The organism is Streptomyces sp. NPDC049627 (genome assembly GCF_044465645.1).
Taxonomy (GTDB): Bacteria; Actinomycetota; Actinomycetes; order Streptomycetales; family Streptomycetaceae; genus Streptomyces.
The window spans coordinates 302,200-325,823 of the sequence record NZ_JBITLW010000005.1 but is presented as its reverse complement, the minus strand read 5'-3'; the positions used below and the strand labels follow the sequence as shown (position 1 = coordinate 325,823).

Sequence of the window (23,624 nt, the reverse complement as noted above, 5' to 3'; positions counted from 1 at the left end):
AGGGAGGGGCCCCTGGACGACCTGGAGTCCGTATGAGCGCAGCGCACCGGCCCTCCGCACCTGCGCGCGTCGCCCGAGCCACGGCTTCCGCGGTGCTGATCGTCCTCACCTGCATCCTCGTGCCCGTCGCACTGATCACGGTGTGGGTCCACGACATCGCGCTCGACACGGACCGGTATGTGGAAACGGTCGCCCCGCTGGCCACCGAGCCGGCCATCCAGGACGCGGCCGTCCACCGGATCTCTGAGGCCGTGGACGTCCGCATCGACGGCGACCAGGCCGCCGCGGAGCTCGCCGACTGGCTGCGCTCCCAGGGCCTGCCGCCCCGTGCGACCGCCGCCGTGCGCGGGCTCGGGCCGCAGATCGACTCGGCCGTGGACGGCGCGGTGACGAAGGTCGTCACGCGGGTCGTGCACAGCGACGCCTTCGCCACCACGTGGAAGAGCGCCAACGAAGCGGCCCACGGTGCCGTCGTGGACGCGCTCACCGGAGAGGGCCGGGGTGCCGTGGGCGTCGAGGGCGGCACGGTCACCCTCGACGTCGGCACGGTCGTCGAGGAGGTGAAACAGCGGCTCGTCGACGCGGGGCTGTCGCCCGCCGAGAAGATTCCCGAGGTCGACAAGCAGCTGGTGCTGTTCCAGTCCGAGGAGCTGGAGAAGATCCGCGACGGCGCGCACCTGCTGGACGTGGTGGGCTACTGGCTGCCCGTCCTCACCGTCGTCATCGGCGCGGCCGGGGTGCTGCTGGCCCGCCGACGGCGGCGTGCCCTCGCCCGGACCGCGCTGGGCGCCGCCTTCGCCTGCCTGGTGGTGGCCATCGCCCTGGTCCTGGTGCGCCGCTTCTACCTGGACCATCTCCCGGCCGCCGTGCAGTCGGACGCGGCCGCGGCGGCCGTCTTCGACACCCTGCTGCGCTTCCTGCGGGCCGCCCTGCGCACGGCGATCGTGCTCGGCATCGTGATCGCGCTCGGCGCCTATCTGGTCGGCCCCGGCCGACTGCCGAGTGCGATCCGCCGCTTCTCCGACCGCACCGCGGACTCCGTCGCGGTCTGGGCCGACGGGCACGAGATCCGGGCCGGACGGGTGGGCGTGTGGGCACAGACCCACCGCCGGTCGATCGCCCTGTCCGCCCTGGTGGTCCTGGCCTTCGTCTTCGCGCTGTGGAACCACCCCACGGCGCTCACGATCCTGCTGCTCGTGCTCGTCCTGCTCGCCGTCCTGGCGATCCTTGCGCTGCTCGCGGCGGGCGGCCGGGTCGAGACGGCGAGGCAGCCCACCCGTGAGGGGTGATGCCGTACGGACCGTTCCGGCGCATGGTGAAGGTCTCGGGACCTTACGAGCCGCGCGGTCGTCGCGGCGGCCGGTAAGCGGAGGCGACCATGGACTACCCCCTGCTCGACGTCTTCCTCACCATGCTCTGGTTCTTCCTGTGGATCATGTGGATCATGCTGCTGGTCCGCGTGGTCATGGACATCTTCCGTGACGACACGCTCAGCGGCTGGGGGAAGGCGGGCTGGACGCTGATGGTGTGTGTGCTGCCGTTCCTCGGCGTCTTCGTCTACCTGATCGCCCGCGGGCGCGGAATGGGGCAGCGCGAGCTGCGCCAGGCCCAGGACCGTGAACGGGCGTTCCGCTCCTACGTCCAGGAGGCCGCCGCCGCACCGGGCCCCAGGACGCCGGGCGCCAAGGCGGACGAACTGGGCAAGCTGGCCGCCCTGCACGACAAGGGCGCCATCACCGACGCCGAGTACGAGCAGGCCAAGACAAAGGTCCTGGCCGGCTGAGTCAGGCGGCACCCCACCCGCTCCGGGTGATGCCGTCCACGGCCGGCAGTCGCAGCATGGAGCACATCAGGCTTCGGGGGCCGCCGTGACCTCGCGGCGGCAGGCATGTGGAGGCAACCGTGGACTATCCGCTGCTCGACGCGTTCCTGACCATGCTCTGGTTCTTCCTGTGGGTCATGTGGTTCGTGATGCTGTTCCGGGTCTTCGGCGACATCTTCCGGGACGACAGCATGGGCGGATGGGCCAAGGCGGGCTGGACTGTCTTCGTCTGTGTGCTGCCGTTCCTCGGCGTCTTCATCTACCTGATCGCCCGCGGTCGCGGCATGGGCCAACGCGATGTGCGCCAGATGCAGCAGCAGGAACAGGCGTTCCGCTCCTACGTCCAGGAGGCGGCCGCCGGTGCCCCGGCGACCGGGGCGACCCGCGCGGACGAGCTGGCGAAGCTCGCCGGACTGCACGACCACGGCGACATCACCGACGCCGAGTACGAGCGGGCCAAGGCGAAGGTGCTCGCCGGGTGAGCCGCACGGCTCCCGCGACCGGCGCCTCCGGGTTCGCCCGCGACCGGCGCCTCAGGCCTGGCGGTCTGCGCCCAGCATCCGTCGCAGCAGATCGCGAAGAGCCAGCCGCTCGTCCTCGGAGAGCCCCGCAAGGGGCTCCCGGGCGAACCGCAGGGAGTCCCGCAGGCTGCGCGCCACCTGCCGTCCCTCCGGCGTGGCCACCGCCAGCTTCACCCGCCGGTCCGCGGGATCCGGCCGCCGCTCCACCAGCCCCCGCGACTCCAGCCGGTCCACGATCCCGGTCACGTTCGACGGCTCGCACCGCAGCCGCTGTGCCAGCTTGCGCATCGGCAGCGGCTCCAGCGACAGCAGGCTGAGCAGCCGGGCCTGCGCACCGGTCAGCGCGTGCTCGGCGGCGGCCTGCTCGTACTCCTCGTAGTAGCGGGCCACGACCGAGCCGATGAGGTCGACGACTTCAAGGGTCAGCTCATCGGGGCGGCGGGTCTGGTGTGGGGTGGCCATGGTCTCAGGGTACCCCGTTACTTGACATCCTGAAATATTCAGGAGCATGGTTGTTTTAGGTACTGAAGTAAACGGAAAGGCACCCCCCATGATCAACCGCGAATGGCACCTCCTGTCCCGCCCGGTCGGCTGGCCCAAGCCCGAGGACTTCGCCCTGGTCGAGGCGGAGGTCCCGACGCCGGGTGAGGGCCAGGTCCTGGTGCGGAACAAGTACCTCTCCGTCGACCCGTACATGCGCGGCCGGATGAGCGACGCCAAGTCCTACGTCGCCCCCTTCGAGCTGGGCAAGGCCATGCAGGGCGGCGCCGTCGGCGAGGTCGTCGAGTCCAACGCCGAGGGCATCGCCGTCGGCGACCACGTCCTGCACTTCTTCGGCTGGCGCGAGTACGCCGCGGTGGACGCCAAGAACGCCGTCAAGGTCGACCCCGGGACGGCGCCGCTGTCCACCTACCTCGGCGTCCTCGGCATGACCGGCCTCACCGCCTACGCCGGCCTGCTGCGCACCGCCTCCTTCCAGGAGGGCGACGCCGTGTTCGTCTCCGGCGCGGCCGGCGCCGTCGGCAGCCAGGTCGGGCAGATCGCCAAGCTCAAGGGCGCCTCCCGCGTCATCGGCTCCGCCGGGTCCGACGAGAAGGTCAAGCTCCTGGTGGAGGAGTACGGCTTCGACGCGGCCTTCAACTACAAGAACGGCCCGGTCGCCGAGCAGCTGCGCGCCGCCGCGCCCGACGGGGTCGACGTCTACTTCGACAACGTGGGCGGCGACCACCTGGAGGCCGCCATCGGCTCCCTCAACCAGGGCGGCCGTATCGCCGTCTGCGGCATGATCTCGGTCTACAACAACACCGAGCCCGCCCCCGGCCCGCGCAACCTCACCCGCCTCATCCAGACCCGCGGCCGCATCGAGGGCTTCCTGGTCGGCGACCACTACGACCTGCAGCCGCAGTTCGTGTCCGAGGTGGGCCCGTGGGTGGCCTCCGGGCAGCTCAAGTACCGCGAGACCGTCGTCGAGGGCATCGAGAACAACCTGGAGGCGTTCCTCGGGGTGCTGCGCGGCGACAACACCGGGAAGATGATCGTCAAGCTGTAGGTCTGTGCCGGCTTTCCGGCATGCGGTAAATTCTTTCCGAAATCCGTCGTGATCGTGGGCGCGAGTCGCGGCGGACCGAGGAGGAGAAGACACCGCATGTCCATCCAGCAGACCGACGTCCTCTACACCGCCGTCGCCACCGCCGAGAACGGTCGCGACGGCCGGGTCGCCACCGACGACGGCAAGCTCGACGTCGTCGTGAACCCGCCCAAGGAGATGGGCGGCAGCGGCGCCGGCACCAACCCGGAGCAGCTGTTCGCGGCCGGCTACAGCGCCTGCTTCCAGGGCGCCCTGGGCGTGGTCGCCCGCCAGGAGAAGGCTGACATCTCCGGCTCGACGGTCACCGCGAAGGTCGGGATCGGCAAGAACGACGACGGTTTCGGGATCATCGTGGAGATAGCGGCGGAGATCCCGAACGTCGACGCCCGGACCGCGCGCGACCTGCTGGAGAAGGCCCACCAGGTCTGCCCGTACTCGAAGGCGACCCGCGGCAACATCACCGTGACGCTGCTCTGAGGCTGTTCGTTGCGCACGGCGGAGGCCGCACCCTTGGACGTGGGGTGCGGCCTTCGCCGCGTCTTTCAGGGGCGCGGGGAACTGCGCGACAAGCCCCCACAAGGCCGCACCCGCGATACGACCGGTGCACCCGAGCCATTGGGCGAATTCAAACCAGCATCACCCGGCCAGCGCCGCCCTGTGCACCGCCCTCACCAACCGCTCGTTCTCCGGCGCCGCCCCGCCAGGGAAGGCACAACGCCGCCGCGTATAGCCGTAGGCGACCCCACTGCGAGGATCCGCGAAGGCCTGCGACCCACCCGCCCCGCTGTGCCCGAAGGCCCCCGCCCCCAGGAACGGGTACCACGTGTCGGCGACCGCCTGGAAGCCCAGCCCGAACGACTTGTGCGTACGGGCCACCAGGTCGTACCCGGTCGAATGGATCTGCCCGACCTCCGCGATGGTGTCCGGCTTCAGCAGCGGCGGCCGCTCGTCCAGCTCGCTGATCGCCGCCGCGTACATCCCGGCGAGCCCGCGCGCCGCCGCGACCCCGCCCGCCGACGCGGGCCCCTTGGCGCGCACCGTACGGGAGTTGGCGTGGTCCACCAGCTCGCCCGGCTCCGGCACATGGGTGTTGAAGGCGATCGACGCCAGACTGTGCGGCCCCGTCGGCACCGAGTCCAGCACCGCCTGCTGCTCCGGCGTCGGGGCCATCGGCTGCACGGAACGGAAGCGGGGCTCCAACTCCTCGGGCAGCCCGAGGTGGAAGTCCAGGCCGTACGGCGCCCGCACCCGCTCCGCGTACACCTCCTGCAGGGTGCGCCCCGTGGCCCGGCGGACGACCTCGCCCGCCAGCGCGCCGACGGTGAGCGCGTGGTAGCCGAAGGCCGTGCCCGGGCGCCAGAACGGCCGCTGGTCCGCGAGCCGCTCGGCGATGGCCTGGTCGTCGGCCAGCTCCTCCTCGGTGAAGCCGGCGTCGATTCCGACCAGCCCCGCACGGTGCGCGAGCAGTTCGCGCAGCGTCAGCGCCCCCTTGCCCTCGGCGGCGAACTCCGGCCAGTAGTACGTCACTTTGCGGTCCAGCTCCAGGGTGCCCTCCTGCACGAGGAGCGCGACCACGAGATGAGCGGCGCCCTTGGTCGAGGAGAACACGCCGTAGAGCGAGTCGGCCTCGCAGCCGTCACCGGCCCACAGGTCGACGACCTTCCGGCCGTGCACGTAGGCGCACAACTGGCCCTCGTAGTCGGGGCGTTCCCCGGCCACGAACGCGGCGAACTCCTCGCGCACCCCTTCGAAGCCGTCCGCCACGGTGCCGTGGATCTCTTGCGTCATCCGCTCTCCTTACCCGAGCCGCTTGCGAGTGCCATGGTGAACAATGCCCGCCCCACCTGGGCGAATTCCCCCTTCGGGTGGTCCCGGAAGAGTGGTTCTGTGCCGAACAGGACCGCCCGTGGGCCGCTGATCACCGAGGCCTGTCCCGCCGCGTCCCTGGGCCCGCCGGAGCCGTCGTCCGACGGCCGCCAGTGCCCGGAGACGAGCGGGTTCCCGGCCGCGTACGACTGCTCCACCCGGACCCGCGGCCCGAGATCCGTGAACCACACGGGCGCGTAGACGAAGCCGTGGTCCGGAGCACCGGACATCAGGGCGCCGGCCGAGTTCACCACCCGCACCACGCCGTTGGCGTCCGCGTTGCCCTCGACCGGCTTCGCCGCCAGCAGCCCGGCCGCCGAGCCGATCGCGGCACCGGTGACGCCGCGGCCGACGAGGCCGTGACCGTCGAGGAAGGCGTCGAGGGACGTGCGGGCGCCCGCGGTCAGCTCGGCGTACTCCAGGCCCGCCGACACGAACAGCACGTCCACCGCCGACCAGTCGAAACCGGCGTTCAGCACGTCCGTCGAGACCGGTACGACCTCGAAGTTCATCTCCCGCAGCGCGAACAGCTCGCCGGCCGTGGCGGCGGCGGCGACACGGGCGCGGTGCAGTGGCGTGGTGCCGGTGAGCCTGGTGGCGTGGAAGGCGACGTCGTAGGCGCGGGCGGCGTCCGCGGCCTGCCGGCGTGCCGAGCCCGGCACGATCGCGCTGCCGTCGGCGGCCCGGCGTACCTCGACGCCGTGCCGGAGCAGGGAGTTGAGGGCGGCGACCTCGTTCGGGTCGGCCAGCCGCAGCCGCAGGTCGCCGCGCGGGGCGACGTACGCGACGGGGGCCGCCGCACGCACCGGGCGCAGGACGCCGTACGGCAGACCCGGCAGCGTGCCGACGGCCGCGCCCCACAGCCGGCCGAGGCTCCAGCCCGAGATGTCGTACATCACCGAGACCTTGTCGCTGATGTCCCGCCCGTCCGCGAGGAGCGCGTTCGCGAGGCCGCGCTTGGGCTGGTGCATGTCGACGACGTACGCGCCCTTCGGGTACGTCTTTCCGCCGAGCCGGAAGGCCTGCGATGCGCGGGCGACCCGTACGTCATTGGCCAGGAGGTGGTCGACGAGCCGGGCGGTGGCCGTGCCGGAGGACGGGAGGACGTAGGCGCGGGGGAACGTCGTCGTGTAGACGTCCTCGGGGCCGATGCCGGGGACGCCCGGGACGGTCTCCGGCGACACCGGCACCTGTGCGGCGCCCGCCGAGCCCCGCCGGAAGACCTCGATCTGGTCGGCGACGAGCGACGTGCGCCTGGCCTGGACGAAGTCGAGGGTGGCGCGCAGGGCCGCCCCGGCGACGTCGACGTTGATCGCGGAGCGGCGGCGCAGTTCGGTGACCGGCAGGGTGTCGTAGGCGGCGTTGTTCACCTGCATCGGGATCTCGACCGTGTGCGCGGCGACCGTGCCGTGGAAGGCCGCGTACTGCGGGGTGAAGATCGGCGGCCAGTCGTCCCAGCCCTCCTCCTGGTCCCGGAACGGGATCTGCGCGGGCTCGACGCCGTCCTTCGCGGGCGTGTAGCCGAGGCCGTTGACGGCGGCCTCCATGCCGAGGGCGTTGGCGTAGGAGTTCTTCAGGAACAGGTCGTACTCGTAGTTCTCGCCGTGCGGGGGAGTGGTGGGCTCGATGAGGGTGCCGTTGACGTAGCCGTGCAGGTCGAGCATGACGGCCGGCTGCTTGACGGTCATGATCTGCCGCATGGCCCGCACCTCGGGCTGCGAGGCGGTGACGAAGTCCCGGTTCATGTCGAAGCCGTTGGCATTCGCGCGGGTTCCGGCGATACGGCCGTCCGGGTTGGCGGTGATGTTGAAGTAGAGCCGGCTGTGGGCGAGCAGGTCACGCGTCTTGCCGTCCTTGGCGGTGGCCAGGTGCTCGATGAGCTTCAGGGAGGCGTCGGTGCCCTCCCACTCGTTGCCGTGGATGTTGTTGTTGACGAAGACGGGAGCCTTGTACGCCTTCTTGAGCTCGGGTGACTTGGCGGCGAGGGCGGGCGCGTTCTCGATGAGCTCGCGCATGCGGGCCTGGGCGCGGGCCTGGCGGGTGGTCTCGGGGGCGGTGACGGTGACGAGGTAGAGCCGGTGCCCGCCCGCCGAACGGCCCACGACCTCGACGCTCACCCGGTCGCCGAGGGCCTGGAGGGCGTTCAGTCTCGGGGCGATCGCGTGGTACGGGGTGAGACCGAGCTTTATCGACTTGTCGGCCGGGTTCTCCGGGTCCGGGGTGAGGACCTGACGGCGGGGGTAGCCGCGGCTGTCGTCGCCGACCGCGCGGGAGGCGTCCTCGGTGGTGCCGAGGGCGCGTTGGGCGGCGCTCGCGGGGGTCCGCGCCGCGTGCCGGTCGAGCGCCGCCTCCCGGTGCACCGGCGGTCCGGGCTCCGCGACAGCGGGTTGTGGGGTGAGGAGCAGGGAGCCCGCCGTGGTGACGGCGAGGGCGCTGAACAGAACGGGTCTCGCAGGAACGGGTCTTGCAGGAACGGTTCTCGTGGTGCGCACGCGTACCTCCTCGGAAGTTCCTGAGATCGGTACGGCGAGGTGTACCTGTTCGACTCAACGGCAACAAGAGGGAGTTGATGTCACGGATGCCCCGGACGGCCCATACCGGGGCCCTAGGAGCGGGCATGCTGAGTGCGTCGGGTGTGTCCGGGTGGTGACGCACGACCACGAGGGAAGAGGGCCCATGGCAACGATCCCTTCGCTCCCCAGCAGGGACGACGTACTTCGCATGGCACGCAGCACGACCGACATCACCGGCCAGCTCCTGGACACGGCCGGGAACATCACCCGTATCGCGATCAACACCTTCGATCCCAGAGACGGTTCGGGCGCCGAGGTCCTGCGCGTGCTGCGGCAGACCACCGCCGAACTGGCCGAGGCGAGCGCCTCACCACAGGCCCAGGAGGCCTTCTACCGCATCGTCGAGACCCTCACCCGGCTCGGCACCAGCGGGGCGCCCCTCGCGGTCCACCCGGTGAGCGAACCGGCGCAGGCCCTGCTGACGGCGCTGGGCGACAGCCTGCTGCCGGTGCTGGACGCGGTGGAGCCGGCGGTCGAGGAGTTCGCGGCGGCCCTGGGCGAACTGGTCGAGGCGACCTCACCCCTGCTCCCGGCCACGGCGGGAGTGGCCGCGGGCACACTCCTCGCGGTGACCCCCCTGCTCCGCTCCGCGGCGGAGGTCCTGCGCGAGTCGCGGCCCGAATTGAGCCGCATCGCCGACGCGTTGACGGCCGCGCTCGCGCCTTTGATGCCGCTCCAGGTCGCCCTGGCGGAACGCACGGCCGCCGCCGGCGCGAACGTCGTCCGAGCCGCCCTGCCGCCCCTGGCCGACCTCACGGAGGCAGCGGCGGCAACGACGAAGGCCGCCCGACCCCTGCTGATAGCCGGGGAGGAACTCCTGGTGACCGCCCTGGAACGCCTCCAGCCCCTCCTCCTGACCGGAGCCTCGCGCACGGGCCGGGTCGCCCGGGCGGTGGCGGTACGGGTGTCGGCAGCGGTGAGCCCGACGGCCGAGCAGGGGGTTGTGGTGGCGGTGACGCCGGGGTGAGAGGCGGTCACTGCCCGACGCCGGCACCCCGCCCACCCGCAGCGGGCTCCGCCGCTGGACGCCGGTCCCGGCAACTCAGCCCGTCCGGCGTTCGAGGACGAGGCCCCTTCAGGGCCGACGGCGGTGACCGGCCCCCGAAGCCGCCGTGACGGTCGTGTGACACGGCCCGGCTAGAGTGCCCTCCATGCGTGATCTTGGGGCCGGTTTCGGTTATCTCCTCAAGGGCCAGCGATGGGTGGCCCGACATGGAAAGCAGTACGAGTTCGGCCTGTTGCCGGGCCTGATCACCCTCGTCCTCTATGCGGCGGCGCTCGTCGCCCTCGCCGTGTGGGGTGAGGCTTTCGTCACCTGGGCGACCCCCTTCGCCGACGACTGGTCGAGCCCCTGGCCCAAACTCTTCCGTGGCTTCCTCACGGCCGTCCTGTTCGCCCTGGCACTCCTCCTGTCCGTCCTCACCTTCACGGCCGTGACCCTGCTCATCGGCCAGCCCTTCTACGAGAACCTCTCCGAGAAGGTCGACCGGGACGTCTCCCCGGACGGCACCGCCCCCGAGTCCGGCCTGCCGCTCTGGCGCGAGCTGTGGCTCTCGGGCCGCGACAGCCTGCGGGTCGTCGTGCGCGCCGCCGTCTGGGGCGTGCTGCTCTTCGCCCTCGGCTTCATCCCGGTCGTCGGCCAGACGGTCGTACCGGTGATCGGTGTCGTCGTCACCGGCTTCTTCCTCACCGAGGAGCTCACGGCCGTCGCCCTCCAGCGCCGCGGCGTGGAACTCCCCGACCGCCTCGCCCTGCTCCGCGCCCGCAAGACCCTGGTCTGGGGCTTCGGCACGCCCCTCGCCGCCGCCTTCCTGGTGCCGTTCGTCGCGGTGTTCCTGATGCCGGGGGCGGTCGCCGGGGCCACGCTCATGGCGCGGGAGCTGATGGGTGAGGAGACCCAGGAGGAGCAGGCGGCGGAGACCACCCCCGACGGAGAGACCGTCAGCCGGTGACCGGGCTGTCGGCCGCCACCCTCAGGATCGTCCGCACCTGGGCGATGATGTCCAGCCGGTTGCGCACGAACTCCGGATCCGTCACCGACCCCGTCGCCGGATCCGTGTTGCCCGCCCCGAACTGCAGCACCGGCGTGTGCACATGCCCGCCCGGCAGCGTGTCGTGCAGCCCCAGCCGGTCCCGCAGCAGCGTCGCCCGGTAGGCGATCTCGTTGGACAGGTAGTTCCCGCCGCCCCCGGCCCGCGCGGTCGAGCCGGCCGTCGGCCCGTCCGGCCGTACGACGGCCTCGGTTCCTCCCGCCGGGATCTCCGTCACGCTCGTGTTGTCGTACACCGGGAACCGTCCGGTGTCCGCGGCGACGATCTCCTTGTACGGCAGCGTCGTCGTCGTCCACTGCGGCTGCGAGGCCGGATCGGTGACGGGGACGGTCTCGGTGCGGGAGAGGTTCTCGTTGTCCGGGAAGCCGCCCCGCCAGGCCCCGTTGGTCCGCTCCACGTCGAACCGCCCGACCCGCCCCTGACTCACGGTCGTGAACAGGTCGACCGCCTTCAGATAGGGCCGCAGCGTCCGCTCCACCGTCCCGTCGGCGAAGTCCTGCCAGCGCACCGGAAACACGGCGGTCTCCACCCGCGCCGGCCCGTCCGCCGTCTCGATCACCGTGCCGTCGAGGGCGAGCGCGGTGGCACCGGACGGGTTGGAGATACGGATGTCCCGGTCCAGGGTGAAGGGATCGAAGCCGGTGACCAGGATCCGCTTCAGCCCCTTGCCGTGCGGATACCGGATCGCGGTCTGTCCGCGCGAGGCCCGCTCCAACTCGCCGAGCAGTGCGGCCCGTTGATCGTCACTCAGCCCGAACCGCGGCTCCCAGGTCCGCACCTCCCTGGTCATCCCCAGCCGCGCCCAGTACAACGGCCGATCGTCGTCCCGGCTCAGATCACCGCCGGCCGGCCCCCGCCCCTGCGCCCGGTCGACGGCCCTGCGCCACAGCGCCGATCCCTCGCGTACGACGATGTGGCGGGCCTGCGCGTAAGAGCGCGCGGCGCCGAGGTCGCGGGCGAAGTCCTCCGCCACGGCGTCGAATCCGGACCGTCGCAGGATCTCCTGGGGGACCGTCTTGTCGAGGCGCTGTTCCTCGACGGTCGGCGCGGGTGCCGCCCCGGCGGCGGCCGCCCCGGTTGCGGGGGCCGACATCCCGGCCAGCAGGGCGACTGCGAGGATGCCGATCCGAACGCGTATGGAATTCAAGGGAGTTCCGGTCCTTCCGTCACGGTGGGGGACGTGCGTGATGCGGGACGCCGGAAGTATCCCGTGACGGGAGTGGTCTACGCCATGGTGCTGATCGCGGCGGTCAGTTCTCACCCAGCAGCGTGAGGAAGTCCCGGAACGCGGCCGGCATGTCCACCGACTCCGGGTCCAGCAGCCACTGGTACTGGAGACCGTCCATGATCGCCACCAGCAAGGGAGCGGCCCGCTCGGGTGTGAGACCGCTGGGCAGGCGGTCGCCGTACTCGGTGCGCAGCACCTCCGCCAGGTTGGCGCGCACCCGCGTGTACCGCTCGGTGAAGTACTCGCGCGCCGGATGTCCCTCCGTCACGCTCTCGCCGAGCAGCGCCGAGAAGGTCTGGATGATGGCGGGCCGCATGGCGTTGTACTCGACGATCGAGGCGATCAGCTCGACCCGCAGCCGGGTGGTGGGCATCGCGTCCCACCGGTCCCGGTCCTCGAGCACCGCGACGAGCAGCGCGTCCTTGGTCGGGAAGTAGTGCAGCAGCCCCTGCTGGGTCAGTCCGACGCGTTCCGCGACCGCAGCCAGGCTGGCGCCCCGGTATCCACGCTCGGCGATCACCTCCAGAGCGGCCTGCACGATCTCCGCGCGGCGCTCCTCGCTCCTGACCCTCGCGTTCATGGCGCCACCGTACGGCATGGCAGCGGCGTGAACATAACAGCAGGATAACGAAACCTACCGGTCTACAGGTAACCGCTGCACGATGGAGGCGCACCCGGCACACCCCGGACCCAACGAGGAGGCACCGCCATGGCGGGAACCCGCACCCAGGCCGATGCAGCACGCGAGGCGGTCGTCGAGGCAGCGCTCGCCCGGCTGGACCTCGACGCGAAGGCACGGCTGCTCTCCGGCCAGGACATGTGGACCCTTCCCGCGCTCCCCGAGATCGGCCTGAAGTCCCTCGTCATGTCCGACGGCCCGATCGGCGTCCGGGGCGTGCGCTGGACCGCCGACGACCCCTCCGTCGCACTGCCCTCGCCCACCGCCCTCGCCGCCACCTGGGACCCCGGACTCGCCCGCAGGGCAGGGGTGCTGCTCGCCCAGGAGTCCCGCCGCAAGGGCGTCCACGTGCTCCTCGCCCCCACCGTGAACCTCCACCGCTCCCCGCTCGGCGGCCGTCACTTCGAGGCCTACAGCGAAGACCCGTATCTGACGGGCACGATCGGCGCGGGCTATGTGAACGGCGTCCAGTCCGGCGGCGTCGGCACCACCGTCAAGCACTTCGTCGCCAACGACGCCGAGACCGACCGCTTCACGGTGAACAACACCGTGAGCGAGCGTGCTCTGCGCGAGCTGTACCTGTCGCCCTTCGAGATCATCGTCGCCAACGCCCACCCCTGGGGCATCATGACCGCCTACAACACGGTCAACGGCACCACGATGACCGAGCACCACTACCTCGTGAACGAAGTCCTGCGCGGCGAATGGGGCTTCGACGGCTACAACGTCTCCGACTGGCTGGCCGCCCGCTCGACCGCCGGCGCGATCGAGGGCGGCCTCGACGTCGCCATGCCGGGCCCGCAGACCGTGTACGGCCCCGCCCTCGCCCGGGCCGTACGGGACGGCGAGGTGGCCGAGGCCAAGGTCGACGACGCCGTACGCAACGTCCTGCGGCTCGCCGCCCGCGTCGGAATCCTGGAAGGGGCCGAGCCCGTCGTCGCCGAGGTGCCCGAGGCCGTCGACGGCAGCGCGCTGGCCCGCGAGATCGCCCGCCGCTCCTTCGTCCTCGTCCGCAACCGGGGCGCCCTCCCGCTGCGGCCGAACGGCACCGTCGCGCTCATCGGCGCCGCCGCCCGCGACGCCCGCGTCCTCGGCGGCGGCTCCGCCACCGTCTTCCCCGCCCGGATCGTCTCCCCGCTCGACGGCCTCACCGCCGCCCTCCCCGAAGGGACCCTCACCTACGCCGTCGGCGCCGACCCCAACACCGAGCTCTCCGTCTTCGACACGCGGTTCGCGCTGCGCGCCGTGTGCCGGGACGCCGACGGCGACGTCATCGGCACCGACTCCGCGCCGGGCGGCCAGATCAAGTGGATGGGGCCCTCGGGCCTGCCCGAAGGCGTCACCCTCCCCCACTCTCGACTTCGCTCGAGCGGGGGGACCCCCATGCGGCTGCACACCATCGAGCTGACCGGCACCTTCACCCCGCGCGAGAGCGGCTCGCACACCTTCGGCATCCAGGGCATCGGCGCCTTCACCCTGACCATCGGCGGCACCACGTACTTCGACGCCGTCCAGACCCCGCCGAAGGACGACCCCTTCATCACCTTCTTCGGCGAGCCCACGCCCCGCGCCCAGGTCGACCTGACCGCCGGCGAACCGGTCGAGGTCTCCCTCACCCACGTCGTCGAAGGCACCGACGACATCCCGATGCAGGCGGTCATCTTCGCCCTCGCCCACCAGGACCCGCAGCGCGACCCCGACGAACTCATCGCCGAGGCCGTCGAAGCGGCGCGGAACGCCGACACGGCCGTCGTGGTGGTGGCGACCACCGAGCGCGTCGAGTCCGAGGGCTTCGACCGCGGGGACCTGAGGCTGCCCGGCCGCCAGGACGACCTGGTCCGCGCCGTCGCCGCCGCCAACCCCCGCACCGTCGTGGTCGTCAACTCCGGCTCCCCGGTGGAGCTGCCGTGGCGCGAGGACGTCGACGCCGTCCTGCTCAGCTGGTTCCCCGGCCAGGAGGGCGGCGCGGCCCTGGCGGACGTCCTCACGGGCACCCACGAGCCGGGCGGCCGGCTGCCCACCACCTGGGGTTCCCTGACCGACGCCCCGGTCAGCAGGGTCGTCCCCTCGAACGGCGAACTCCCTTACGCGGAGGGCGTCTTCATCGGCTACCGCGCCTGGGAGAAGGAGGGCCGCGTCCCGGCGTACCCCTTCGGGCACGGCCTCGGCTACACCGAATGGACCTACGAGTCCGCCGAGGCCGAGGGCACGACGGTCAGGGTCCGCGTCCGCAACTCCGGCGAGCGCGCGGGGCGGGAGGTCGTCCAGGTCTATCTGGCGCCGGGCGAGCCCGACGCCGACCGTCCCGCGCGGTGGCTCGCCGGGTTCGCGGGCGTGGAGGCGGGGCCGGGGGAGACCGCCGAAGCGGTGATCGACATCCCGCGCCGTGCGTTCGAGACGTGGGACGAGAAGACCAATGCGTGGACCTTTGTGAAGGGTTCGTACGAGATCCAGGTGGGGCGCTCGATCGCCGACCGGCGGGTCACGACGACCATTAACGTCTGATCCGGGAGAAGTACCCCAGGAACAGCCCCGGCCCGGGTCCTGACGCCCGGGCCGGGGCTGGGGTCCTCGTCAGGGCCCTTCTGGCGGACCGGGAATCCGTACACCTAACGGACCGAGAATCCGTACACCGTCTCCGACCGGAACACCTCGCCCGGCCGCAGCACCGTGCTCGGGAACTCCGGCCGGTTCGGCGAGTCGGGGAAGTGCTGCGTCTCCAGCGCGATGCCGTCGCCCGGGGCGAAGGGCTCGGTCAGATGGTCGGCGGTGTACAGCTGGAGGCCGGGCTCGGTGGTCGCCACCGTCAGCACCCGCCCCGACGCCGGGTCGTACAGCTCGGCGACCTCCTCCGCGCGCCCCGTCACCCCCTTGTCCAGCACGAAGTTGTGGTCGTACCCGGCGCCCACCTTCCGTCCCTGGCGGAAGTCGAAGCGGGTGCCCGCGACCTCGTCCAGGGAGCCGGTCGGAATCAGGTCCGCGTCGACCGGTGTGAACCGGGAGGCGGCCAGCCGCAGTTCATGGCCGCCCGCGACGCCGGCCTGCGATCCGGCGAGGTTGAAGTAGCTGTGGTTGGTCAGGTTCACCACGGTCGGCGCGTCCGTCACCGCCTCGTACGCGATCCGCAGCGCCCCGTCCGCCTCCAGCGTGTAGGTCGCCGTGACCTCCAGGCGCCCCGGGAAGCCCTCCTCGCCGTGCGGGCTGACCCGGCTGAGCCGCACACCGTGCTCGACCGGCGTCGCCTCCCACACCCGCTTGTCGAAGCCGTGCTCGCCGCCGTGCAGGGAGTTGGGCGCGTTGTTGGGTGCGAGGGTGTACGTCAGGCCGTCCAGCGCGAAGCGGCCGCCCGCGATCCGGTTGGCGTACCGCCCGATGAGGGCGCCGAAGTAGGGCCCCGGGTGGGAGAGATAGCCGTCCAGGTCGGCGAAACCGAGCACCACGTTCGCCGCGCGTCCGTCCCGGTCCGGCACCTGAAGCGACTGCACGATCCCGCCGTACGACAGCACCCGCACCTGGACGCCGGCGCGCTCCAGGGTCCAACGGTGGACCGGCGTGCCGTCGGAAAGTGTGCCGAAGTGTTCGCTCATGAGCGGAAGACTAGTGAGTGACCGTCCGGTAGGCGATCTCGGCCAGCCGCGCCTGCCCGTTCACACTCGGGTGGAACCAGTCCCACTGGCTGAGCTGGTCGGTGCCGAAGCGGAAGTCGTACACCGCGCCGTCGTCGAACCGGCAGCGCCGGTCCTTCGCACAGACCTGCTCCAGCACCTCGTTGTACGCCTCGACCCGCTCCTGCACCGTCTCGCGCCGCTGCTTCGCCGCCGTGGTCAGGGAGTCGGGCTCGCTCAGCATCGACGGGCAGATGCCGAGCCCCCACACCTGCTTGCTCATCGGGTTCGTACGGCCCTGCTCCCACAGCCGCATCAGGTTCGGCACGCTCGCGACATACACCTGGGCCTTCGGCAGGGCGTCCCGCAGCGTGCCCATGGCCTCCTCGAACTGGGAACGGAAATCGGCCACCGGGGTCATCGCGTCGGTCGTGTCCCGGCAGGCGTCGTTCGCCCCCGCCATCACCGTCACCAGCTCCGGCCTGCGCGCCACCGCCCGGCTCATCTGACCGGGCAGATCCGCCATCCGCGCCCCGGTCACCGCGTAGTTCCAGCTGTGCCCGGCCGCCTTCGCCTTCCCCAGCAGCCGTACGGCGAGACTGTCCACCCGGGGACTGCTGCCGGTCGCCCACGAGACCTCCGGGCAGTCCGACAGCACCGAACAGGCGTCGAAACCGGTCGTGATGGAGTCGCCCACGGCCGCGATCGAGGCCGGGCTGCGGTCCCAGTCCGGGGTCGGCTTCGGGGACGGACGCGCACTCTGCGCCTCGGTGCCGGACGGGCCCGGGGAGTTGCCGCCGACCGCATCACAGCCGGCGACGCCCAGGACGGCCGCGGTCACGGTGACGAGGACAGCGCGCGCAACGTGCCGTCGTGTCCGCATGCCTGGTCCATCCCCTCGTCAGGTCGTGTCATGGTTTCCAACCCATAACAACGCACAAGGGTTCCCGCCCGGCTCATGGAACGGCTCACACCCGTACAAGCGTCCTGCCGGGTGAATGGCGGGCGTTTCACGGCACCGGGACCGACGGTACGTCACACTCCTTGCGCCGCCGCACGGTAGCCTCGCCATCAACGTGGCTGCCCGGCCACTATCGTCCGCCAGTTCGCATGATGTCCGCTCTGCCCGGAGGTACCGGTGACGACACGTGGAGTTCTGTACGTGCACTCCGCGCCGCGCGCGCTGTGCCCGCACGTCGAGTGGGCCGTCGCCGGGGTGCTCGGCACGCGCGTCAACCTCGACTGGATCCGGCAGCCGGCCGCGCCCGGCACCTGGCGCTCTGAGTTCTCCTGGCAGGGCGAGGCGGGCACGGCGTCGAAGCTGGCGTCGGCCCTGCGCGGCTGGCACCTCCTCCGCTTCGAGGTCACGGCCGAGCCCTGCCCCACCGCCGAGGGCGAACGCTACAGCTGCACCCCCGACCTGGGCATCTTCCACGCGGTGACGGGCATCCACGGCGACATCCTCATCCCCGAGGACCGCCTGCGCGCGGCGCTGGCCCGCTCCCAGCGCGGCGAGACGGACCTGGAGGCGGAGATCGCCAAGCTCCTGGGCAAGCCGTGGGACGACGAACTGGAGCCTTTCAGGTACGCGGGCGAGGGCGCCCCGGTCCGCTGGCTCCACCAGGTCGTCTAGACAGACCGGGGCGGCAACGCCGAGTCTTTCAGGGGCGCGGGGAACTGCGCGACAAGCCCCCACCGGCCGGTAGTCGGCCGACAACAGATCAACCAACGGCGAATGGCCCGAACTCTTCCCAGAGTCCGGGCCACTTTCAGCTAACGCCGGTGTCAGATCGTCCGGAACGCCAGAACCACGTTGTGCCCACCAAACCCGAACGAGTCGTTCAGCGCAGCAATCCGCCCCTCAACAGGCAGCTTGCGCGCCTCACCACGGACGACGTCGGCATTCGCCTCGGCCTCCGGGTCCAGGTTCTCGACGTTGATCGTCGGCGGGGCAACCCGGTTGTACAGCGCGAGCACCGTCGCCACGGTCTCCACACCACCGGCGCCGCCCAGCAGATGCCCCGTCATCGACTTCGTGGCCGACACGGCCATGTGGTCGGCGTCGTCACCGAACACCTTCCGCAGCGCCTTCAGCTCGGCGATGTCACCGGCCGGCGTCGACGTGGCGTGCGCGTTGACGTGCACGATCTCCGCCGGGTCCAGGTCGGTGCGCTCAAGGAGGTTCTCCAGGGCCTGCGAGATGCCGCGCCCCTCCGGCTCGGGCTGCACGATGTCGTGCGCGTCGGCGGAGATGCCCTGCCCGACCGCCTCGGCGTACACACGGGCACCGCGCTTGGCGGCGTGCTCGGCGGACTCCAGGACGACGACACCGGCGCCCTCACCGAGGACGAAACCGTCACGGGCGACGTCGTAGGGACGCGACGCACCCTGCGGGTTCTCGTTGTTCTTGGACATCGCCATCATGTTGCCGAACGCGGCGATCGGCAGCGGATGGATCGCCGCCTCCGTGCCACCCGCGACGACGACGTCGGCGCGGCCCGTACGGATCATCTCGATGGCGTAGCCGATGGCCTCCGCGCCCGACGCGCACGCCGAGACCGGCGTGTGCACACCCGCGCGGGCGCCCACGGCCAGACCCACGTTGGCGGAGGGGCTGTTCGGCATCAGCATGGGGACGGTGTGCGGGGAGACGCGGCGGACGCCCTTCTCCTTCAGCACGTCGTACTGGTCGAGCAGCGTCGTCACGCCGCCGATGCCGGAGGCGATGACCGCACCGAGGCGGTCGGGGTCGACGTTCGGGTCCTCACCGGCCTTGGCCTCGAACCCGGCGTCCTTCCACGCCTCCTGGGCGGCGATCAGCGCGAACTGCGCCGAGCGGTCCAGACGGCGGGCCTGCGGCCGGGGGATGACCTCGGTCGGCTCCACGGCGACCGGCGCGGCGATACGGACCGCCTGCTCGGCGGCCCACTCCTGCTCCAGGGGCTTGACGCCGGACTTGCCGGCGATGAGGCCCTCCCAGGTAGAGGCTGCGTCGCCACCCAGCGGTGTGGTTGCGCCGATACCGGTGACGACCACGGTGCGATTGGTCGAGCTCACGGGAATTCTTTCTCCAAGGAATGGGGATTCAGCGGCGCCACCGCCGGGTGGCGGGGCAGTTCAGCCCTGGGGCCTGATCGGTGGATCAGCCCTGGTGCTTGAGGATGTAGTCGGTCGCGTCGCCGACCGTCTTGAGGTTCTTGACGTCCTCGTCCGGGATCTTGACGTCGAAGCGCTCTTCGGCGGCGACGACGACCTCGACCATGGACAGCGAGTCGACGTCCAGGTCGTCGGTGAAGGACTTGTCCAGCTGGACGTCCTCAACCGGGATGCCGGCGATCTCGTTCACGATGTCGGCAAGACCGGCGACGATCTCTTCCTGAGTGGCGGCCATCTTGGCGCTCCTTCGTTGATTGTTCAGGTTGTTCAGAGGGTTTTGGCTCCCACCGCGGCAGCGGCGGGTGGTGCGGTTCTCCCGTGCCGGTTCGCATGATCCGGCACGGAGTGCCTAGGGGAGAGTAACGACCGTGGCGGCGTACACGAGACCCGCCCCGAATCCGATGACCAGCGCGGTGTCGCCGCTCTTCGCCTCGCCGGTCGCCAGGAGCCGCTCCATCGCGAGCGGAATCGAGGCGGCCGAGGTGTTGCCGGTGGTGCGTACGTCGCGGGCGACCGTGACGTGCTCCGGCAGCTTGAGAGTCTTCACCATCGAGTCGATGATCCGCTCGTTGGCCTGGTGAGGGATGAAGACGTCCAGCTCGTCCGAGGTGATCCCGGCCGCGTCCAGCGCCTGCTGGGCGACCTTCGCCATCTCGAACACGGCCCAGCGGAAGACCGCCTGGCCCTCCTGCGTGATCGCAGGGAACTTCTCGACCTCGCCGGAGCGGTAGTCCGTCCACGGCACGGTCTGCTTGATCGTCTCGGACTTGTCGCCCTCCGAGCCCCAGACCGTCGGGCCGATGGCCGGCTCCTTGGACGGGCCCACGACGACCGCGCCGGCGCCGTCGCCGAACAGGAAGGCCGTCGCCCGGTCCTCCAGGTCGGTCAGGTCGCTCAGCCGCTCGACGCCGATGACGAGGACGTACTCGGCGGAGCCCTCGACGATCATGCCCTTGGCGAGGGTGAGGCCGTAGCCGAAGCCCGCGCAGCCGGCCGAGATGTCGAAGGCGGCGGCCTTGTTCGTGCCCAGCTTGTCCGCGATCTCCGTCGCCACGGCCGGGGTCTGCTTGAAGTGCGAGACGGTCGAGACGATCACGCCGCCGATCTGCTCGGCGGAGATCCCCGCGTCGGCGATCGCCTTGCCGGACGCCTCGATCGACATCGCGGCGACGGTCTCCTCGTCGTTCGCCCAGTGCCGCGTCTCGATGCCGGAGCGCGAACGGATCCACTCGTCGGACGAGTCGATCTTCTCCAGGATCACCTCGTTGGGCACGACCCGCGTCGGGCGGTAACCGCCGACACCGAGGATGCGTGCGTACGGGGCGCCCTTGCTGGGCTTCAGCTTCGCCATGCTCCGGGGCTCCTTGTCAGGCGTGCTCGGCGATGAGCTCGCGAGCAGCGTCCAGGTCGTCGGGGGTCTTGAGCGCCAGGGTCTGCACACCCGGCAGTGCGCGCTTGGCCAGACCGGTCAGCGTGCCACCCGGGCACGCCTCGATCAGGGCCGTGACACCGAGCTCCTTGAAGGTCTCCATGCACAGGTCCCAGCGGACCGGGTTGGCGACCTGCCCGACGAGGCGCTCCAGCACCTCGGCGCCGGCGGCGACCGCCCGGCCGTCCTTGTTGGAGACGTAGGTGAGCTTCGGGTCGGCGGGCACGAGCTCCTTGGCGGCCTCGGCGAGCTTCTCCACCGCGGGGCCCATGTGGTGCGTGTGGAAGGCGCCCGCGACCTTCAGCGGGACGACCTTGCGCACCCCCTCGGGCTTGTCCTCGTTCAGCGCGGCGAGCTGCTCCATCGTGCCCGCGGCCACGATCTGGCCGGCGCCGTTGATGTTCGCCGGAGTCAGGCCGAGCTTCTCCAGGTGCGCGACCGAGGTCTCCGGGTCGCCGCCGAGCAGCGCCGACATACCGGTCTCGGTGATCGCGGCGGCCTCGGCCATGGCCAGGCCCCGCTTGCGGACGAGGGTCAGCGCGGCGGTGTCGTCGAGGACGCCCGCGAAGGCGGCCGCGGTGATCTCACCGACGCTGTGTCCCGCGACGGCGCCCGGCGAGATGTCACCGAGTGCCGCGGCGGACAGGATGCCGGCGGCCACGAGCAGCGGCTGCGCCACCGCCGTGTCCCGGATCGCGTCCGCGTCGGCCTGCGTGCCGTAGTGGGCGAGGTCCAGTCCGATGGCGTCCGACCACGCGGCGACGCGGTCGGCGGCACCGGGGAGTTCGAGCCAGGGGGTCAGGAAGCCGGGCGTCTGGGCGCCCTGGCCGGGAGCGACGAGTACGAGCACTCTCACACTCTCTCTTGGGGACGGCCGACGCCGCCCGTGGGGACAAGGACGAAGAACGCGAGGGGGATTTGTGGGCCCCCGACAAAAGCCTAGAGCTGAAGATCTCCATCCACCAGACGCCCCAGGATCAGCGCGATCCGCAACGTGAACGCGGAGCGTACATCGGACGGCGACCAGCCGGTGACGTCAGTCACACGTCGAAGCCGGTAGCGCACGGTGTTGGGATGCACGAACAGCATCCGTGCCGCGCCCTCCAGACTGCTCGCCTGCTCGAGATAGACGGAGAGCGTCTCCAGAAGAGCCGACCCGGCCTCCTCCAGCGGTCTGTAGATCTCCTCCACCAACTGCTCACGCGCACTCGGATCCCCGGCGATGGCACGTTCCGGAAGCAGGTCGTCCGCCAGTACCGGCCGCGGGGCGTCCTGCCAGGCGGAACACGCCTTCAGGCCGGCCGCCGCGGCCTGCGCCGACCGCGTGCCGGCCAGCAGATCCGGCACCACGGGCCCCGCGACGACGGGACCTGCGGCAAACGGCCCGATCAGCGACTTGGCCACGGCGAGCGGGTTGTCGCTGCCGCCCGCGATGACGACCAGCCGGTCCCCGAGCACCCCGGTCAGCACCTGCAACTTGGCATGCCGGGCGGCCCGCCGGATCGCCTCGACGGTCAGTTCGGAGTCCCCGTCGGGCGCGGTGCCGAGGACGACGCAGACGTGCTCGGGGGAGTTCCAGCCGAGTGCGGCGGCGCGTGACACCGCTCCTTCGTCGGCCTCGCCGCTGAGTACGGCGTTCACGACGAGGGACTCCAGGCGCGCGTCCCAGGCACCGCGTGCCTCGGCGGCCTGGGCATAGACCTGCGCGGTGGCGAAGGCGATCTCACGGGCGTACACCAGCAGGGCTTCGCGCAGGACGCTCTCGTCACCGGGAGCCGCCACCTCGTCGATGGCGGACTCCATGACCTCGATGGTCGTGCGCACCATCTCGACGGTCTGGCGGAGGGTGATGGCCCGGGTCAGCTCGCGCGGCGCGGTCCCGAAGACGTCGGTGGAGATGGCCTGGGGTGCGTCGGGACGCCGGAACCACTCGGTGAAGGCGGCGATACCGGCCTGGGCGACGAGACCGATCCAGGAACGGTTCTCCGGGGGCATGGCCCGGTACCACGGCAGCGTCTCGTCCATCCGCGCGATCGCCTGCGCGGCGAGCGAACCGGAGGACTTCTCGAGCCGCCTCAGGGTCGCGGCGTGGGGGTGGACGTCGTGCGCGGGGGCGGGGGACTTGCGGGCTTCGGGTTCGGGCACGGGGACAAGACTGCCTTATCGGGACGGGTGCGTGCGCCGGAGGGTGTGTGCTTGACAGCTGGTGGGCTGTGCAGTGCCTTTTGCAGGTGGGGTGCCGAATGTCTGGCTCGGTCGCCTTCGGGGCGCCACATGTCGGTGTCGAGAGGCCGATCGTGCTCAGCCCTTCGGGCCTCCGCGCGTTCGGCCTCTCGACACCGACGCGCCCCTGCGGCTCCCTCGCGGCCGGTGTCGTCGGACCGGGGGAGGTTGGTGGGCTCTTGCCCGGCGTCGGTGTGGGCTGGTCGGCACGGCTACCGTGGTGCGTGTGATGGATGTACGGCGCGCTGCGGAGCGCTATCCGGGAGGGGATCCGGCAGCGGGGATCGTGTCGCGCCATGCCTTCTCCTTCGGGCCCCACTACGACCCCGACAACCTCCGCTTCGGCGCGATGATCGCCTGCAACGAGGAGCGGCTCGCCCCGGGCGCCGGCTTCGACGAGCATCCGCACAGCCACACCGAGATCGTGACGTGGGTGGTCGAGGGAGAGCTGACCCACCGCGACTCGGCGGGGCACGAGACCCGGGTGCGGCCCGGCGACGTGCAGCGGCTCAGCTCGGCGGGTGGGGTACGGCACGTGGAGCGCAACGACGCCGGCACCCCCCTGACCTTCATCCAGACCTGGCTGGCCCCGCTGACGCCGGGCGGCGAGCCGTCGTACGAGATCGTCCACGGCATCGCGGACTCGACGCCGTACGCCGTTGCGGAGGCGGGCGCCCTGCTCCACGTGCGGCGGCTGGGGGCGGGGGAGCGGTCGGCGGTGCCGGACGGGGCGTATGTGTACGTCCATGTCGTGCGCGGGGAAGTGCGGCTGGGCGGCGAGGAGCTGAGCGCCGGGGACGCGGTGCGCATCACGGACGCCGAGGACGTGGAGGCGGTGGGGGTGAGCGCGGCGGAGCTGCTCGTGTGGGAGATGGGCCGCTAG

22 protein-coding genes are annotated in these 23,624 nt (G+C 71.4%); 10 read left to right on the top strand and 12 right to left on the bottom strand.

Features of this window, described 5'->3' with window-relative positions; translation table 11 throughout:
- Nucleotides 1-32 precede the first annotated feature (32 nt).
- The 3 genes from ACIBU0_RS15990 (at nt 33) to ACIBU0_RS15980 (ending at nt 2,304) form a co-directional block, all read left to right on the top strand.
- The gene (locus tag ACIBU0_RS15990) at nt 33-1,289 is read left to right on the top strand and encodes a hypothetical protein (RefSeq protein WP_398817734.1); all 1,257 of its coding nucleotides are present in this window, start codon (nt 33-35) and stop codon (nt 1,287-1,289) included.
- An 89-nt stretch (nt 1,290-1,378) separates the two neighbouring features.
- On the top strand, nt 1,379-1,783 hold the full coding sequence (locus ACIBU0_RS15985; RefSeq protein ID WP_398817731.1) for an SHOCT domain-containing protein: 405 nt from the start codon (nt 1,379-1,381) through the stop codon (nt 1,781-1,783).
- 152 nt (nt 1,784-1,935) lie between these two features.
- On the top strand, nt 1,936-2,304 hold the full coding sequence (locus ACIBU0_RS15980) for an SHOCT domain-containing protein (RefSeq protein ID WP_398818303.1): 369 nt from the start codon (nt 1,936-1,938) through the stop codon (nt 2,302-2,304).
- A 51-nt stretch (nt 2,305-2,355) separates the two neighbouring features.
- Here the strand turns inward: ACIBU0_RS15980 and ACIBU0_RS15975 are convergent, their stop codons facing one another.
- Nucleotides 2,356-2,805, bottom strand: a complete 450-nt coding sequence (locus tag ACIBU0_RS15975) for a MarR family winged helix-turn-helix transcriptional regulator (RefSeq protein WP_398817728.1) — start codon at nt 2,803-2,805, stop codon at nt 2,356-2,358.
- An 88-nt stretch (nt 2,806-2,893) separates the two neighbouring features.
- Between ACIBU0_RS15975 and ACIBU0_RS15970 the strand changes: the two genes are divergently transcribed.
- Together ACIBU0_RS15970 and ACIBU0_RS15965 are read left to right on the top strand one after the other, a co-directional pair.
- Nucleotides 2,894-3,892, top strand: a complete 999-nt coding sequence (locus ACIBU0_RS15970) for an NADP-dependent oxidoreductase (RefSeq protein WP_398817725.1) — start codon at nt 2,894-2,896, stop codon at nt 3,890-3,892.
- 96 nt (nt 3,893-3,988) lie between these two features.
- Nucleotides 3,989-4,408, top strand: coding sequence for an organic hydroperoxide resistance protein (locus ACIBU0_RS15965; RefSeq protein ID WP_398817722.1), 420 nt, complete (start codon nt 3,989-3,991; stop codon nt 4,406-4,408).
- A gap of 159 nt (nt 4,409-4,567) precedes the next feature.
- Here the strand turns inward: ACIBU0_RS15965 and ACIBU0_RS15960 are convergent, their stop codons facing one another.
- Together ACIBU0_RS15960 and ACIBU0_RS15955 are read right to left on the bottom strand one after the other, a co-directional pair.
- Nucleotides 4,568-5,719 (bottom strand): serine hydrolase domain-containing protein, encoded by a 1,152-nt coding sequence (locus ACIBU0_RS15960; RefSeq protein ID WP_398817719.1) that lies wholly within the window; start codon nt 5,717-5,719, stop codon nt 4,568-4,570.
- Nucleotides 5,716-8,289: a M14 family zinc carboxypeptidase gene (locus ACIBU0_RS15955; RefSeq protein ID WP_398817717.1), complete on the bottom strand. Its 2,574-nt coding sequence runs from the start codon at nt 8,287-8,289 to the stop codon at nt 5,716-5,718. Before ACIBU0_RS15955 ends, ACIBU0_RS15960 begins: the two co-directional genes overlap by 4 nt.
- A 229-nt stretch (nt 8,290-8,518) precedes the next feature.
- On the opposite strand from ACIBU0_RS15955, the gene ACIBU0_RS15950 reads away from it, so the two are divergent.
- A complete protein-coding gene (locus tag ACIBU0_RS15950; RefSeq protein ID WP_398817714.1) occupies nt 8,519-9,337 on the top strand; it encodes a hypothetical protein in 819 nt (272 codons plus the stop codon).
- A 184-nt stretch (nt 9,338-9,521) separates the two neighbouring features.
- Nucleotides 9,522-10,322, top strand: coding sequence for an EI24 domain-containing protein (locus ACIBU0_RS15945; protein WP_398817711.1), 801 nt, complete (start codon nt 9,522-9,524; stop codon nt 10,320-10,322).
- Here ACIBU0_RS15945 and ACIBU0_RS15940 read toward each other — a convergent pair.
- The gene (locus ACIBU0_RS15940; RefSeq protein ID WP_398817708.1) at nt 10,312-11,568 is read right to left on the bottom strand and encodes a pyroglutamyl peptidase; all 1,257 of its coding nucleotides are present in this window, start codon (nt 11,566-11,568) and stop codon (nt 10,312-10,314) included. The two genes, ACIBU0_RS15945 and ACIBU0_RS15940, sit on opposite strands and share 11 nt — an antisense overlap.
- A 103-nt stretch (nt 11,569-11,671) precedes the next feature.
- Complete coding sequence (locus tag ACIBU0_RS15935; RefSeq protein ID WP_398817705.1) at nt 11,672-12,247, bottom strand: TetR/AcrR family transcriptional regulator; 576 nt, start codon at nt 12,245-12,247, stop codon at nt 11,672-11,674.
- A gap of 111 nt (nt 12,248-12,358) precedes the next feature.
- Here ACIBU0_RS15935 and ACIBU0_RS15930 point away from each other — a divergent pair, with 111 nt between their 5' ends.
- Nucleotides 12,359-14,833, top strand: a complete 2,475-nt coding sequence (locus tag ACIBU0_RS15930; protein WP_398817703.1) for a glycoside hydrolase family 3 protein — start codon at nt 12,359-12,361, stop codon at nt 14,831-14,833.
- 104 nt (nt 14,834-14,937) lie between these two features.
- On the opposite strand, the gene ACIBU0_RS15925 is transcribed toward ACIBU0_RS15930, so the two are convergent.
- Both ACIBU0_RS15925 and ACIBU0_RS15920 read right to left on the bottom strand, forming a co-directional pair.
- On the bottom strand, nt 14,938-15,915 hold the full coding sequence (locus ACIBU0_RS15925) for an aldose epimerase family protein (protein ID WP_398817700.1): 978 nt from the start codon (nt 15,913-15,915) through the stop codon (nt 14,938-14,940).
- 10 nt (nt 15,916-15,925) lie between these two features.
- Nucleotides 15,926-16,816, bottom strand: a complete 891-nt coding sequence (locus tag ACIBU0_RS15920; protein ID WP_398817697.1) for an SGNH/GDSL hydrolase family protein — start codon at nt 16,814-16,816, stop codon at nt 15,926-15,928.
- Nucleotides 16,817-17,071: 255 nt separating this feature from the next.
- On the opposite strand from ACIBU0_RS15920, the gene ACIBU0_RS15915 reads away from it, so the two are divergent.
- On the top strand, nt 17,072-17,566 hold the full coding sequence (locus ACIBU0_RS15915) for a DUF3145 domain-containing protein (RefSeq protein WP_194046559.1): 495 nt from the start codon (nt 17,072-17,074) through the stop codon (nt 17,564-17,566).
- A 152-nt stretch (nt 17,567-17,718) separates the two neighbouring features.
- Here the strand turns inward: ACIBU0_RS15915 and fabF are convergent, their stop codons facing one another.
- From fabF to fasR, 5 genes are all read right to left on the bottom strand, one after another.
- The gene (gene fabF, locus ACIBU0_RS15910) at nt 17,719-18,990 is read right to left on the bottom strand and encodes a beta-ketoacyl-ACP synthase II (protein WP_398817693.1); all 1,272 of its coding nucleotides are present in this window, start codon (nt 18,988-18,990) and stop codon (nt 17,719-17,721) included.
- 85 nt (nt 18,991-19,075) lie between these two features.
- Nucleotides 19,076-19,324 carry an acyl carrier protein gene (locus ACIBU0_RS15905; RefSeq protein WP_004001566.1) on the bottom strand — a complete coding sequence of 83 codons (249 nt, stop codon included), beginning with the start codon at nt 19,322-19,324 and terminating at the stop codon, nt 19,076-19,078.
- Nucleotides 19,325-19,438: 114 nt separating this feature from the next.
- Complete coding sequence (locus ACIBU0_RS15900) at nt 19,439-20,440, bottom strand: ketoacyl-ACP synthase III (protein ID WP_398817690.1); 1,002 nt, start codon at nt 20,438-20,440, stop codon at nt 19,439-19,441.
- Nucleotides 20,441-20,456: 16 nt separating this feature from the next.
- Nucleotides 20,457-21,368, bottom strand: coding sequence for an ACP S-malonyltransferase (locus ACIBU0_RS15895; RefSeq protein ID WP_398817687.1), 912 nt, complete (start codon nt 21,366-21,368; stop codon nt 20,457-20,459).
- Between the two features lie 89 nt (nt 21,369-21,457).
- Complete coding sequence (gene fasR / locus ACIBU0_RS15890; RefSeq protein WP_398817684.1) at nt 21,458-22,663, bottom strand: fatty acid biosynthesis transcriptional regulator FasR; 1,206 nt, start codon at nt 22,661-22,663, stop codon at nt 21,458-21,460.
- Nucleotides 22,664-22,970: 307 nt separating this feature from the next.
- Between fasR and ACIBU0_RS15885 the strand changes: the two genes are divergently transcribed.
- Nucleotides 22,971-23,624, top strand: coding sequence for a pirin family protein (locus tag ACIBU0_RS15885; RefSeq protein WP_398818300.1), 654 nt, complete (start codon nt 22,971-22,973; stop codon nt 23,622-23,624).